General features: G+C 65.2%; 9 protein-coding genes. 1 reads left to right on the plus strand and 8 read right to left on the minus strand.

Going from position 1 to position 14,439, the window contains the following annotated elements; all coding sequences use genetic code 11:
• Positions 1 to 86: 86 nt before the first annotated feature.
• The 8 genes from HAHE_RS21000 to HAHE_RS21035 form a co-directional block, all read right to left on the minus strand.
• Positions 87 to 1,151 carry a prenyltransferase/squalene oxidase repeat-containing protein gene (locus tag HAHE_RS21000; protein ID WP_338687260.1) on the minus strand — a complete coding sequence of 355 codons (1,065 nt, stop codon included), beginning with the start codon at positions 1,149 to 1,151 and terminating at the stop codon, positions 87 to 89.
• The gene (locus tag HAHE_RS21005; RefSeq protein WP_338687262.1) at positions 1,148 to 5,287 is read right to left on the minus strand and encodes a hypothetical protein; all 4,140 of its coding nucleotides are present in this window, start codon (positions 5,285 to 5,287) and stop codon (positions 1,148 to 1,150) included. Before HAHE_RS21005 ends, HAHE_RS21000 begins: the two co-directional genes overlap by 4 nt.
• Positions 5,288 to 5,341: 54 nt before the next feature.
• Entirely contained in the window at positions 5,342 to 7,747 is a 2,406-nt protein-coding gene (locus HAHE_RS21010) for a hypothetical protein (RefSeq protein ID WP_338687264.1), read from the minus strand.
• The gene (locus HAHE_RS21015) at positions 7,744 to 10,563 is read right to left on the minus strand and encodes a PA14 domain-containing protein (RefSeq protein WP_338687266.1); all 2,820 of its coding nucleotides are present in this window, start codon (positions 10,561 to 10,563) and stop codon (positions 7,744 to 7,746) included. Before HAHE_RS21015 ends, HAHE_RS21010 begins: the two co-directional genes overlap by 4 nt.
• A complete protein-coding gene (locus HAHE_RS21020; RefSeq protein ID WP_338687268.1) occupies positions 10,564 to 11,490 on the minus strand; it encodes a DUF58 domain-containing protein in 927 nt (308 codons plus the stop codon).
• Between the two features lie 15 nt (positions 11,491 to 11,505).
• Complete coding sequence (locus HAHE_RS21025) at positions 11,506 to 12,552, minus strand: AAA family ATPase (protein ID WP_425510996.1); 1,047 nt, start codon at positions 12,550 to 12,552, stop codon at positions 11,506 to 11,508.
• A 130-nt stretch (positions 12,553 to 12,682) separates the two neighbouring features.
• Positions 12,683 to 13,375 carry a ubiquinone/menaquinone biosynthesis methyltransferase gene (locus HAHE_RS21030; protein ID WP_338687272.1) on the minus strand — a complete coding sequence of 231 codons (693 nt, stop codon included), beginning with the start codon at positions 13,373 to 13,375 and terminating at the stop codon, positions 12,683 to 12,685.
• A 4-nt stretch (positions 13,376 to 13,379) separates the two neighbouring features.
• A complete protein-coding gene (locus tag HAHE_RS21035; RefSeq protein WP_338687274.1) occupies positions 13,380 to 13,850 on the minus strand; it encodes a GNAT family N-acetyltransferase in 471 nt (156 codons plus the stop codon).
• A gap of 221 nt (positions 13,851 to 14,071) precedes the next feature.
• Here HAHE_RS21035 and HAHE_RS21040 point away from each other — a divergent pair, with 221 nt between their 5' ends.
• Positions 14,072 to 14,428: an Hsp20/alpha crystallin family protein gene (locus tag HAHE_RS21040; protein WP_338687276.1), complete on the plus strand. Its 357-nt coding sequence runs from the start codon at positions 14,072 to 14,074 to the stop codon at positions 14,426 to 14,428.
• Positions 14,429 to 14,439 lie beyond the last annotated feature (11 nt).

Here is a 14,439-nt window from a genome sequence, read left to right on the forward strand (position 1 = left end):
CCGTGGACCGCGCGACCCCAGTCGCGCAATCATTCAAGCCCGGTCCTCTGAAGCAGGGCGCGAGTGGGCTCGCGCGGTCCGCCGCCTCATTCCTCGTCCACCGTCTCGTCGCGCTGGTAGATCGGCAGCTGGCGCCATGGCACGCTGAAGGCGAGCACCATCATCGAGGTGCCGTAGATCCTGCCGGCCTCGCGACTCTCCCACGCACCGTCTTCCCGCTGCTGCGGCAGATAGGTTTCGTAGAGCCAGGGCGCGAATTCCGCCCAATACCGCCCGCCGACCTGGAACATCGCCTGGGCGTTGTAGTAGATGCCGTAGGTCTCGAACTGGCCTCCGGGCAACCCCCGGAAAGTACGAAGAACATAGTCGGCCGCTTTCTGCGTCTCCGGCGTTCCGTGACGCCCGCACAATTCCAGACACAGCAGCCCCATCCCGGTCAGCGTCTTGGCATGATCCTCGCGACCGGTATAGCCGAAGCATCCCTGCCGTTCGTCCTGATGCCTTTCGAGATACGCCACCGCATCCGCGATCGCCTTGTCCGGCACCGGCGCACCATTCAGCTTGGCCGAACGCAAAGCCATCAACGCCCAGCCACTGCACGAGGTATCGCTGTCGCGGGAACCCGGATGGTAACGCCAGCCGCCCTGGTTCCTCTCGTTCTTCGGGACCTGCTGGGCCCGGAGGATCAGCTTCAGAGCTGCCGGCAGCGCCTTCTGGATCTTCCGCTGCCGCTCCGGATCCACCATGCCGCTGACTTCGGAAAGGAACAGGGTCGCGATGTTGTGCGCGTACATCGGGCCGCTTCCCGCGTGTCCCTTCTCGAAAAGCCCCTCCCGCGTTTGGTTCGCGAGCACAAAGTCGATGCACCGGTTCAACGGCTCGGCGTACGGCCCTTCGGTGGGCAGATGACCCATCGAGAGGTACGCCATTCCGACCAATGCCGGAACTCCGGTGGAATCGCCGTAATTCTCCGGAAACGATCCGTCCTCACGCTGCATCCGCGAAAGGAATTCAAGCGCATCCTCGATCGCGGGTTCCACGCGGTCCTGCCACTCGGCGAAGACCGGGTCAGCCGGTCCCTGCGCCATCGACGACGCCCCGGCCAGCACGACCGCGGCTGCGCATCCGATCATCCGCTTCGCAAAACTCATTTCGTCATTCCTTCGAAGTACTCCTTCACCAGCAACCGGTAGTCCTCGGGTAGACCGGCCGCGCCACCGACGCCGACATCGGACTTCAGGCTGGCCTGGATCTTCTCCCAGTCCTCGGCGCTGATCCCGAGCTTCGCCAACTCCGGCGGCACTCCGGGATCCGCTTCTTCCGGCCTCGGTCCTTCCATCGGGTCCTGACCGGGCTCCTGACCCGGCTGTCCGGGTTGCCCTGGCTGGCCCGGTTGCGAGGGCGGCCGACCCTGCATGCTCGAGCGACCGGCCTGCGCCGCTTGGGAAAGGGCCTGCGCGGCCTGAGCGGCATGCTGGGCAGCCTGTGCGGCGCTCGGACTCGATGCCGCCTGCGAGGCTTGGCTCATCGCCTCGGCCATCTCTGCGCTGCCGATCGGCGCCTGATTCGGATTCCCCTGCTGCCCTGCTGCTTCCGACGCCTGTTGCGCCAACTGCTCGGCAGCTTGATCGAGTGCCTCGGCCGTTTGCGCCATCTGCTCCGACGCCTGACCGTGCTGGGCCGCAGCCTGGCCTTGCTGACCTTCCGCACCCTGCTGGGCGGCTGCCTGCGCCGCCTGGCTCGCTTGCTCCGACTGCTGCTGGGCTTCACCGAGCGGGCTGCCCGACATCTCTGGAAGACTGCCGATATCCTGCGCGAGCTCGGCCGCTTCCGCTGCCGCCATTTCCTGCAACTGCTCCAAGGCTTCGCCGACATCGCCATTGGCCAATGCCTCTGCCGCTTCCGCTACCTGCTGCTGCCGCTCCGCGAGCTCGGCCAATTCGGCGACTTGTTGAAGAGCTTCCATCGCCTCGCCGACTCCTTCCGATGTCGCCTGCTCAAGAGCCGCCTGGGCCGCGTCGGCGGTTGCCTGCTGAAGGGACTCGCCCGCCTCCGCCGCCTGCTCGGCCGCTTCGCCGATCGACTCCTCACCCGCAAGAGCCTCGCTCGCTTCCTGCGCGGCCGCTGCGGACTCCGGTAGGGTATCCGCCAGCTCACTCATCGCCTCACGGGCCTCGGCCACCTGCTCACGGGCCTTGTGGGCAATCGCAGCCTGCTCGTTGGCCAAAGCCTCGCGAACCGCTTCGGCCAGCGGACTTTGCTCAGGCTCCGGATTGGCTGCCTGCAAATGTTCGGCCGCTTCTTCCAGGTTCCCCTCAGCGAGCGCTTCGGCCGCCTCCGCCAAATGCTCCTGACGCTCGGCCATCTCCGCCAAGGCCTCACCCCGCGCCTGCTCTTCGGCGGCGGCACTGCCCTCCTCCGGTGCGCCGGAATCCGCACCTTCATTGGATGCCTGCTCTTGCGAGCCTTCCTCGCCCGCACTCTCACCTTCATTCGAAGCCTGCTCTTGCGAGCCTTCCTCGCCCGCACTTTCACCCTCATTCGAAGCCTGCTCCTGCGCGCCCTCCTCGCCCGCACTTTCACCTTCATTTGAAGCCTGCTCCTGCGCGCCCTCCTCGCCCGCACTTTCACCTTCATTTGAAGCCTGCTCCTGCGCGCCTTCTTCACCGGCAGTCTCACCTTCATTCGAAGCCTGCTCCTGCGCGCCTTCCTCGCCCGCACTCTCACCCTCATTCGAGGCCTGCTCCTGCGACATGTCCCCTTGCTCCGAGGACGCCTCAGCTGCGGCCTCCGCTGCCTGTCTCATCTCCTCGGCCGCCTGCTTCCCGGACTCCGCCGCCTCCTTCAGATCGTTGGACGCCACTTCCTCGGCGGCTTCCTGAGCCTGCTCGGCCGCCTGCGGCAAATTCTCGGCTGCGGCACTCTGCTCCTGACCGGCCTCCGCCGCCTGTTCGCTGGCCTCCTGCGCCAACTCCGCCTGCGCCTGCGCCAACTGCTCCCGCAAGCTTTCGGCATCGGGTTTCAAAGCCTCGGCAGCCGCCTCCGCGAGTTGTTCGAGCTCCTCTTGGGCGGCCGCTTGATCGCGTGCCTGATCGGCCAGTGACTCGGATGCCTCCGCCTGAGCTTCAAGCGCCTCACTCAGCGCCTCGGGCCGCTGCTGAACCTCCTGCTGCAAGGACGCCTGCATCTGTTCCTGCTCCCGCTGCCACTCTTCGGAAGGAGCCGCCTCCGGACTCTGGGCCTGTTCCGCCGCCTGCCTGGCAAGCTCCTGCTGCTGCTGCGCGAGCTCCTCGACCTTGGCGAGATCGTCGACCTTCGGCTTGTCCTGCTCCACCGCATCCCGGACCTCCTCCATCTTCTTGATCGCCTCCTCGGCCTCTTCCTTCGCCGCATCGAGTTTCTCCTGCCTCGCCTCGCGGTCATCCTGCAACGCGACCTCCTCGAAATCCTCCTGCGCCTGCTCAACCATCTCCGATGCTTCCCGTACTTCATCCGCCTTTGCGGCATGAATCCCTTCCTCCATCCGGTCGGCCAGCTCCTCAAGTTGCTCCTTCGCCTCCGCAAGACGCTCGGCCACCTGCTCACGGATGTTGTCCACATCCGGCCGTTGCTCATTGTTCAGCAACTCTTCCCGCTTCCAATCCATCCGCTCGCGTGCCTCGCGGGTCGCCTTGATCGCCTCCTCGATCGTCTTCTTGGCATCCTCATGCTCGGCATCGAGCTCCTGCCTCGCAAGTGACTCGGCACGTTCGTTGACCCGGAGAATGATCCACTCCGACTCACCGCGGCCGGGACCTCCCAGCTCCTCGGGTCGGGCATCCGCCACTTTGACACGCACATGGATTTCACGGGCGTCGTCGAGCTTCGAGCGAAGCTCGCCGACCGACACCTTCGCGCTGCCGCGGAAACGCATCGTCTCCGGCGCACCAAACCGCTCCGGCAATTCCTGCGCCAATTCGATCCGGCCCTTGCGGCCGGCCTCCGTCTCCACCATCACGCTCGCGAGCCCGAAGTCCTCGGTGACCTCATAGCGGAAATCGATCCGTTCGTCGGGCCGCACCTTCAGCTCCCGTCGCGTCGGACTGAGGATTTTCACCACTGGGGCAAGATCCTCGAACGCCTTGATCTCGAAACCCAGAGCCCCGACCTCGCGCCCCAGCCGGTGCCGCAGCCAGATCGCCGCCTGCCCGCTGTCGCTCGCGGCAAGATCCCATTCAAATGCCACCCTCCCGGTCGATGCGGTCGTCTCGACCTCTCCTTCGACCTTCTTCTCGCCATCGATCTCCAACCATGCCGACTCCACCGGAGTGTTGGTTCCGGCAACCACCCGGACTTTCGTGCCAACCACGGCTTCGACCGAACCCGCAACCGGACGCTCTTTGGGCAACAAGCCCGTGTATTCCGGATACTCGAGCCGGATGACCGGATCCACGAGGCGCGGCTGCGGCCATACGGTCACGTTGAACGCATCGCTCTCGATCCTACCCGACCGTGCCCGGTAACGGAATGACTCGCGGGCAGGATCCAGCCGGTACACCCATACGCCGTCCACCGGCTCCATCGGCTGCGTGAGCAGTTCTCCCCGCTCAAGCTCCATCATCAGCTCGACCTCGCTACCATCACCGTCGTACTTCGCGGAAATCTCCACGGGATCGCCCTCGATCACCTCGATGTCACCCGGCGCCATTTCGAACTTCGCCGCGCCGACCGTTCCGGCATCGGAGAACGGAGCCACCGCACGCGCCATCAGACGCATGGTCTCGGCGGGTCGCAGGACCAACGCCGCAATGATTACAACGAGGCAAGCCACGACCGGCCACCGCCACTTGCGGGTCGTCTTCACCGCATCGACCTCGGCACCGGCATCCACCGCTCCCGCGTCGGTCTCCGCCGCCTCAAGCAAGGCGTCCATGAGTTCCGGCGAGACGCGTCCGTCACCGGCGAGCTCGAGCGCCGTGCTCAGGCGTTCCTCGATCTCCGGATGACGGCCTTCCAGCCAGCGCGCGATCTTGACCAGGCCGATCTTCCTCAGCAGCGGCGAGAATCCCCGCTGGGCGGCGATCAGGACGGCCACAACCCAGACGCCGAAGACGCACCAACGGGCCGCCATTGGCAACGGGGCGAAAATCAGGTCGATCGCCATCGCGACGATCAGACCGCCCAAAAGCACACACCCGACGACCAGCAGCCCGCGGGTCAGCTGGGCCCGCCGGATGCGCGCCCGCACTCCCGCGAGGCGGCTTTCGATCCGTTGACGACTCGATCCGCTCATTTCGGTGTTACGCATGGCTTCCTCCTCATTTGGCATTGGAACAAAAGAAATTGTCTACGGTTTCGGTCGTCAGGGCAATCCGCCGCCTCGCCGGAGCAGCCACTCGACCGTCAACAGGCCCGCAAACAGCGAAAGAACGACCCAGTGGTCCCAAAGCGAGGTCTCGCGGACTTCCTCCTTTTCCTCCGCTTCACCGAGGAAAAGCGCCGGCAGTTCCTTGGCGGTCTCAAGCGCGCAAACCTTGCCACCCGACAGGTCGGCCACCGTCTGCAGGAGCGGCAGGTTCAGGGTGGTGTCGGCAAGTTCCACCGGCCCGCGGGCTCCGACGACCCGAAATCCGGCGCCGAACTCCGTGACCTCATCCTCCCGCATCAGATCATCCGCCCGGCCACCACGGATCCGGACTTCGTATTTGCCGGACTCGTCAAACGGACCCGCCTCGGCCTCGTGCAGCCCGTTCGAGCCCTCGACGGGCCGCAAGGGAACGGTCGCTACTTGCTCGCCGTCGCGCAGCACCTCAGCTTCCAGATCCTCCTCGAAGACCGGGTTCAGATCGGCATCGCGCAGCCGCACGGTCAGCCTCACTTTGTCGTCCGGGGTATAGGTGAGCTGGTCGGTGCCAAGCCGGACCCGCGCGCCGCCGGACCTCAAAGTCGGCCCCGCGCCCCAGCGGACCAGATTGCCCCAAAACCGATGGTGATAAACGTCGCCGGATCCCACCCGCAGGCGCCACGTCCGGTCGGTCAGCAGCATGGCCACCTTGCCCTTGCCGGTCTGCCGGGTGACCAGCAATGCCTGCTCGGCCTCGCGTTCACGTCGGCGCGCCAAAGCATCGAGCCGCGCCGATAGCCCGGCCTCGCCGGCTGCGGAGTCCGAGGAGCCTTCTTCGGCATACAACAAAACCTCCGCGCCTTCCTTCACGCCACGCACCGGATGCCGCCAACGCATTTCCGGGAACCCGGCCCACAGCGCCTCGTTGCCGATCGCGCCATCGGCCTGCTGCGTCACCGGATGTCGCACCCCCGCACCGGTCATTCCGATCCGGAACGGCTCGCCGCCGGTGCTGAAGTAGGTTCGCGCGCCCCACTCGACGTCCACCGGCACAAGCCCCCTTCCGACCTCCGAGATGATTCCGTGCGGCATGTGCTCGGGCCCCGATACCATCACCAGTAGCGCTGCCCGCTCGTTCACGCAGTCCCGGATCACCCTCCACGTGTCGTCATCGATCACCTCGTCGGAGACGTCGCCAAGGATGATCACATCGAACTTCTTCCACTCCTCCGCGCTCTTCGGCAACTCGGTCGCCTGGGCTTCGCCGAACGGCCGGGATGCGGACGCCGCCACGCTGTCGTTCGACGCACCGAGAATGCCGTCCGGATGCGTCAGCACCCACTGCAGGTGCACCGACTTGTCGCGGCCGTAGAACAGGTTCCGGAGATAGCGGAATTCCCAACGCGGATGGCCATCGACGACGAGCACGTTGGTCCGCGCGTCGGTGATCGAGGTCTCGAAATCCCAGCCGTTGTTGTCGTCGAAACGCTCGCCTTCCAGCCCTTCGATCTCGACCCGGAAATCGCCGACACCGCCCGCTTCCGGAATTTGGGCGAAGCGCACCTCTTCCCGGTGATTCTCCTGGGGAATTCTGACGTCGCGCTCCTCAAGCATCTGGCCCTCACGCAGCAGCCGGACCTTGGCGGTCTTGCCCTTGTAGCCGTCAAACTTCAGCTCGGCCGTGACCCGCATCCGGTCACCGAGATGGACTGCCTCGGGCGCCCGAACGGAAAGCACCGCGGCGTCTTTCGGAGGCTTCGGACTGCCTGTCGCGAGCACTCCGACGGGCGCATCAAGAATCCCGAAGCGACGCGCGACCTCCTCGACCCGGGCCGGCCGGTTGTGGCGGCCGTCGGTGACCAGCACCACACCGGCAAGTTCGTCGGGCGGCACTTGTTCGAGCACGGTATTCAATGCCGCGGCCAAATCGGTCGACTGGTTCCAGCCGGCATCGACTTCGGAGTCGTCGCGAACGCTCCGGGCCGCCCTCACGGTCCGGACCCGCATCAGCTCGGAAAGCTGCTCGACCAGTTCGGCATCCGCGACCGCCTGCTCACCCTGCTCGATCCGGCTCAAGGTCTCGCCGTCGTCTTTCAGGTGCATTGATGCGGAATCATCGAACACCACCACGAGTTCCCGCTCGTTCTCGCGGGTCACGGTGCGCACCCAGGTCGGCTCGAGGAGAATCCACGCCAGCACTCCGAGCGCGGCGAGCCGCAAGGCCGTAATCCAGCGCGCCCGCTGGGGCGAAACCGCGGCGCGTTCGTAGCGGCCGAGATCGAGGATCAGTTCGACCGCCAACGCGATGCTCAGCGCGACCGCGAGCAACGGCCAACCCGGCGCGAGCCGGACAAACTGGCTGGCTCCGAACAGCACACCCCACGCCAGCGCGGCAACCGCAAGAAAACGCAAGACCCGCTTCATCGCCGGCCTCCTTCCCAAGCAGGCTGATCACCAAACTCAACCCTCACGTCCTCCGCCATCCGGCGGGACTTCGAAACCCATCGCGACAGCATGCTCTCGAGCAGGAAAAGGACAAAGGCAGCGATCGCCACAACCTTCCAAATCTCCCGCCCGAAGCCCTTGCCCTGAAGCACCCCCAGCATGTCGTCCACCGATCGGGGTTCGACGACGACCAGCTTCGAACGCATCACCTCAAGATCATCCTTATCCATCGACTCAAACCGGCTCTCCACCTCGTCACGGACGACCGCCACCGGGAGCGTTCCTCCTTTCCAACCGTTGAGCCACGTCGCACCGATGTCCCCAACCTCCACCTCGTAGATCCCGGGCACCGCCGGACCACCGATGGCCAGTTCCTCGCCCCGGCGGCCTGCCGAAACCTTCGCCTCCCGCGCAAGACCCTCGGGGTCGATCACTTTCAGAATCTCGCCCGTCGCATCCCGAACCGGGACGAACACATTGGCCGGCACGATCTGCTCCGCCTTTCCGGGCGGCGTCCAGAAAAGCCGCACATACGCCTCGCCGGAATCCTCACGGTAGTCGGCCTTGAACTCAACCGGCACACCGGCCTCGAGCGTCACCCGCCCCAGTTCGTTCTTCCCCACACCGGCACGCATCCGGGGACCGTCACCGATCTTCAGACCGAACTCATCATCCACCTCGACGGCGAACACATAGGTCCCGCTCACCGGCGGCACCAATGTCGCCTCCCACTCGACCCGGAAGTCATCGAGCGGCAACTGCTTGCCGGCCTTCTCGTTCATCCAGCGGAAGTCGATCCCCGGATCGATCCTTTCGAGGACCGCCTTGTCGCCCCGCCTCCTGAAATACCTAGCGGAAAGCCCGCCGCCACCCTGCCCGACGACCACGCTGGGGCTCCAGTTCGACTTGAGATTCAGCGAGATCCCGCCGCCCGCCGCCCACGTCACCAGCTCGTGAACCAACGGCACGAAGGCCCGCTTGGCCGGCAGGTTTCCGGCACGGGCGTCGAAGGCGCATGAAACCATCAAGCTACGACCTTTGCCGTAGACACGGGAACCGAGAAAGGCGTCGCCGTTCGCGAACGCAGCACCTTGGGCGGCACCATCGACCGGGTCGCCCAGCTTCCGCCACCGGCGGACCAACGCCTCGTCGAGATCGCCCGACTCCTTGAACATCTCGAGCGCCTCATGGACATAGGTCGAAGGCGCCAACCGCAAGCCGTCGACCTCCACCGACTCCTCACCCACCGGCATCGGCATCACCGGACCGGCGGCACCCCGCCACGTGTTGTAAAACGCTCCCTCGGCACGGGGACCGGCGATCGTCACCAGCCCGGCTCCATTGGCGACCTCCGTCGCCAGGCGCTCCGCCACCGGCTTGGGCAAGCGGGCCACGTCGGCCAGCACGACCACGTCGCGCCCTTCCAGATCGTCCGCCCGCAGGCTCGCCGCCGAGATCACCTCGGGATCCATCAGATACTTGCCGCCACTCCCGCCCGCGAGTGCCTGCCCCGGAGCGAGTGCGAGCGCGGTGTAGCCCGACGCCCGCTCGAAGAAGCCGCCCGTCGGATTGCCGTCAACAATCAGGACCGGCAGCCGCTCGCGTACCGCCACGACCCGCTCAAGCCGGTCATCAGCCCCAAGATCATCCTTCGCCGCGATCCGCGCCCGGATGATCGCCGGACCGGCTTTCGCGAACTTGTGACGGAAGCCGACCGTTTCGCTCTGCCCCGGAACCAGCAGGCCGACCGGTTGTTCTCCGGCGATCTTGCCTTCGATCTCCAGTTCCACCGGCCCAGGCGTCACGGGCTCCTCGCCGGCATTGGTGACTGTCACGAAGATGCCGACCTCGCGATCGGTGCCGACCACCGTTCGCGAGAGCTCGAAATTCCCCAGCGCGACGTTGCGATACAACTCCGGCTCTCCGAAGCTCCGCAGCAGGAGCTTCGGCTTGGCCGTCATGCCTTCCCAAGCCTCGCCGAGACCGTCCCAGGAGCCCGGATTGTCCAGCCTCCAGCCGTGGCGTTGGTCGTCGGTGAAAACGATGATCTCCTTGGAGGCATTCAGCCCTTCGTTGAGGGCAACCGTGGCCATCCCCAGCGCGTCGTGGGCGCGGAAGGTTCCGCCAACCGGCTTCAATCCCTCGAGCACCCCGAGCACATCGGCCCTATGGGTCAGGGGCGCGGCGGTCACCGCCTGCGGCGCCGGCCCGCCGAGAACCACGGTAAACGCCGTACCTCTCGGCGCCTCATTGACCAGATCCCTTGCTTCGGACACAGCCCTTTCGAAGATCGTCCTGCCGCCTGCATCGGCAATCGTCATCGAGTCGGAAGCATCGATCACCAAAGCCACGTCACGCCGACCGCTGGCCTCGAAGCGCTTCAGGTTGAGCTGCTTTTCCAGCCAGATCATCCCCGCCACCGCGAGCAAGAGCAGCATCGCCCCGCCGCGGATCAGCCAGCGCCACTTGGCATTGGAGAGCACGAACGAGCCGCCGAAGAGCGCGATCCCGAGCAGGCTGGCCGGCAAGACGAACATCCACGGCACGCTCGAGTCCGGCGGCACGAACGGCCGGGCCACCGCAAGGGCGACCAGTGCGAGGAGCAGGCAACGCGCCGCCATCAGGAGCAGGTCCTCCCACTCCATCTTGCGACGCCGCACGACGAGCGTGTCGAAAAGGAAACGCATCGCGCCCCAGTCGATCGGCTTCGCCGCCTGCTTGCGCACGAGGTGGATCAGGATGGGAATCCCCACCCCCGCCAACCCGGCCAGCAACCATGCGTTCAGAAACAGCATCTATTTCCGCCCTCCCACGTATCTGAGAAGCGTGTCCCTCAAGGGCACCTTCGTGTTCACCGCCACATAATCGGCACGCAGACGCCCGCAGGCCGCATCGATCCGCTTCACGAAATCCCGGATCTTCTCCAGATAAGCCGCCCGCACCGCTCGCGGGTCGATCCGCAGCATTTCCTCGATCCCTTCAAGGTCCCGGAACCTCTGGAAGCGCTGGAACGGGAAGGTCAGCTCCTCTTCCGCCATCAGGTGGAAAATGACGAGCTCGTGCTGGCGGAAGTCGAAGTGGTGAAGCGACTCGATGATCTTGTCCGGATCGTCGAACAGGTCGCTGATCAGGATCACGAGGCCACGTCGCGGGATCCGCTCCGCCACCCCATGCAGGACCTCGCCAACGTCGGTGTCCTCGCCCGCCTTCACCTCGTGAAGTTCCTCGAGGATCCGCCGGACCTGGCTTGGCCGGCTGCCCGCGCGGATGAAGCCTTTCACCGCCTTGTCAAAGGTCACCAGACCCGCCGCGTCGCCCTGTTTGACGAAGAGATAGGCCAGGGCCGCGGCGAGGTGTTTGGCGTAGGCGAGTTTCGAAAGCGCGACACCTCCCGACTGGGCCGCATGGTCTCCGGTGTAGCGCATCGAACCGGAGACATCGACCGCCAGCATCGCCCGCAGGTTGGTCTCCTCGATGTACTGACGGATGACATTGCGATCGCTCTTCGCCATCACCCGCCAGTCGAGATTCTTCGGGTCGTCGCCCGGCGCATACTCGCGGTGTTCGGCGAACTCGACCGAGAACCCTTTGTCGGGCGACGTGTGCCGTCCGGTCAGGGTTCCCTGCTTCCGTTTCCGGGCATACCACTCGAGACGGCGCATCACGCCCATCGTCTCGACGGGCAGCAAGCGCATGCACTCGGGCAACTTCAGATCGCTCATGAGCGTCGATTCCGGTCAGACCGCGATCTCTTCCTTCGGCGAAAGGGTTTCGAGCAACCGCTCGACCACCTGGTCGCTGGTCACGCCCGCGGCCTCGGCGTTGAAGGTCGTCAGCACCCGGTGTCTCAGCACCGGTTTCGCCACAGCCGCTACATCCCCGGTCGTCGCATGGAAACGTCCGCGCAGCACCGCGTGGGCCTTGGCCGCGGAGATCAGGCTGATGCCCGCCCGCGGTCCGGCACCCCAGCCGACCATCTCCTTCACGAACTCCGGAGCGGAAGCTTCCTTCGGCCGTGTCGCGCGGGTCAGCTTGGCCGCGAAGTCGATCACGTGGTCGCCGACCGGCACCCGTTTCACGACCTCCTGCAGGTGGACGATCTCCTCGGCATTCATCATCGGCCCGAGTTCCTCGCCACCGGGACTGGTCACGCGGCGGATGATCTCGCGCTCCTCCTCGTCGGTCGGATAGTCGACCACGATGTTGAAAAGGAACCGGTCGAGCTGCGCTTCCGGCAGCGGGTAGGTGCCCTCCTGCTCGATCGGGTTCTGGGTCGCCAGCACGAAGAACGGCTTGGGAAGATCGAGCGTATGCTCGCCCACCGTCACGTGCCGTTCCTGCATCGCCTCAAGCAGGGCGGCCTGCGTTTTGGGCGGCGTCCGGTTGATCTCGTCGGCGAGGATCAGGTTGGCGAAGATCGGGCCGTGGACGAACCGGAAGCCGCGGTGGCCGGTCTCCGGATTGACCTCGAGCACGTCGGTGCCGGTGATGTCGGCCGGCATCAGGTCCGGCGTGAACTGGACCCGCTTGAAGCTCAGGTCGAGCGCCTTCGAAAGCGTGGAAACGAGCAAGGTCTTGGCCAGCCCCGGCACGCCGACCAGCAGCGCGTGCCCCTTGCAGAAGATCGCCATCAGGGCCTGCTCGACGACCTCCTCCTGGCCGACGATCACCCGCCCGACCTGCTCCTTCATCGAACCGTAAACCTTGTGGAGCTTCTCCACCGCCGCCTTGTCGTCAGTGCTCATATCCCGGGGCATACGCCTCCCTCCAACAGCACCTTGCATTTCCTTTCGGATAGAACGCGATCCCACTCCAAAGGTAGGCCTGACCGCCCCCGGTCAGCCGCCGGCCGAACCACCCCACACCGGACCGCGCGACTCCGATCGCGCATCTTCCCACCTGCAAGATCGCCCCTTACCCGATCGACTCCGCCGTATAAATGCTCGCCACCCCGAAGGTTAGCGGGACCGCTTCGGCATCCTGATATCCGCAGGTCTCGATCAGCCCGCACATCTCGCCCGCCATCGGGAACTCCTCGATCGATCCGGCGAGGTACTCATAGGCATCGGCTTGGCGAGTCAGCCAGCCGGCGAGCTTCGGAAGCACCTTGTGAAGATACCAGCGGTAGGGTCGCCGGAGCGGCCCTTCCGGAAGCGAGAAATCGAGAACGAGCAGATGCCCGCCCGGCCGCAGGACGCGCCCCATTTCCCGCAGCGCGGCGGCATAGTCGGCCATATTGCGCAGCCCGAAGGCGACGGTGACCACATCAAATGACGCATCCTCGAATGGCAGGGCCAACGCATCGGCAACCAGCGTCTTTGCCAGCCCCCTCTCCTTGGCATGCTCGAGCATCTCCGCGCAGAAGTCGCTGCCAACCACCTCCGCCGTCGGGCAGGCATCCTGAATCTCAAGCGCGAGGTCGCCGGTGCCCGTCGCGACATCGAGAACGCGGTCAGGTTTCCAGCCCCGGACAATCCGGGCGACCTTGCGCCGCCACAGGATGTCGGTGCCGAGACTCAACACGTGATTCGTCGTCACGTATCGGTCGGCAATCCGCGCGAAGGCATCGCGCACGTAACCCGGATCCTGGATCGTTCCCTCCCCCATCTCGTCAGGGTAGCAGGTCGGTGTAAGTCCCGGGGTCGCTGCCGGGGATCTCGATCGCCCCACATGCCTTCTCATAGAACTCGCGGGGACCGACGCCACCGATCACCGCATAGGCATAGCCGGTTTCGCGAAGCGCCTCAAGCGACTTGAACAGAAGCGCCTTGCCGATGCCCGTACCCCGTGCAGCCTCGCTGACTCCGGTCGGCCCGAAGAAGCCGCGCATCGTCGTGTCGTAGCACGCGAAGCCGAGCACTTCCTTGTCCTTCGTGGCAATGAAGCAGGCAATCGGCTGGCGGGTCATGGCTACCTCCACCTCACTGACCCACTTGGCGGAAAAGTGCTCCCGCACGAAGTCCCGGACGGTGTGCAACTCGAAAGCCCGCGCCCGCCGCAGGTTGATCCCCTGAGCGTCCACGTTCGCATAGAGCTCCGCGCTTTCCGGAAGCGCATAGAGCCGCACCAGCATGTCGATCATGCGCTTTCCTAGCCCATCCTCCAGCCCGGCCCAAATGCCAAATTCCGGCCCGTGACATTCCAACCCGACATCCTGTCACAACTGCGACAATTTGTTTCATCTAGTTGCATATGTTTGGCTCGCCCGCCTTTTTCCAACTCCCTGATAATAGGCCACTTCTCCTCCCAGGAACCCACTTGGCACCTCGACTGCGATCCCTTTCGGCGAACATCACTACTACCATGATCCTTGCACAACATCTTCGCAACACAAGCCCATGGCTCAACGAATTCGGACGTCTCTTCGACTCGGCCTTCCGTCGGTTCGAAAGCGCGCCGAATGACCTCCGCGTCCTTGAGGACGACAACGGCTGGACCCTCGAGGTCGACCTTCCGGGCATCGCCCGCGAGGACATCGAACTCGAGGCGAAGGAAGGCAAACTGCAACTCAGGGTGAAGGACTCGGCCACCTACCAGCTGCCGGTCGGCAAGCTGGTCGATACCGCGAACATCACCGCCAAACTCGACCTCGGCGTCCTCTCCCTGCGTCTCCCGAAGGCAGAGACCAAGACCGAGGTCCAACGCATCGAAATCCACTAACCCCGAATCAT

This window comes from Haloferula helveola (assembly GCF_037076345.1).
GTDB classification, from domain to species: domain Bacteria; phylum Verrucomicrobiota; class Verrucomicrobiia; order Verrucomicrobiales; family Akkermansiaceae; genus Haloferula; species Haloferula helveola.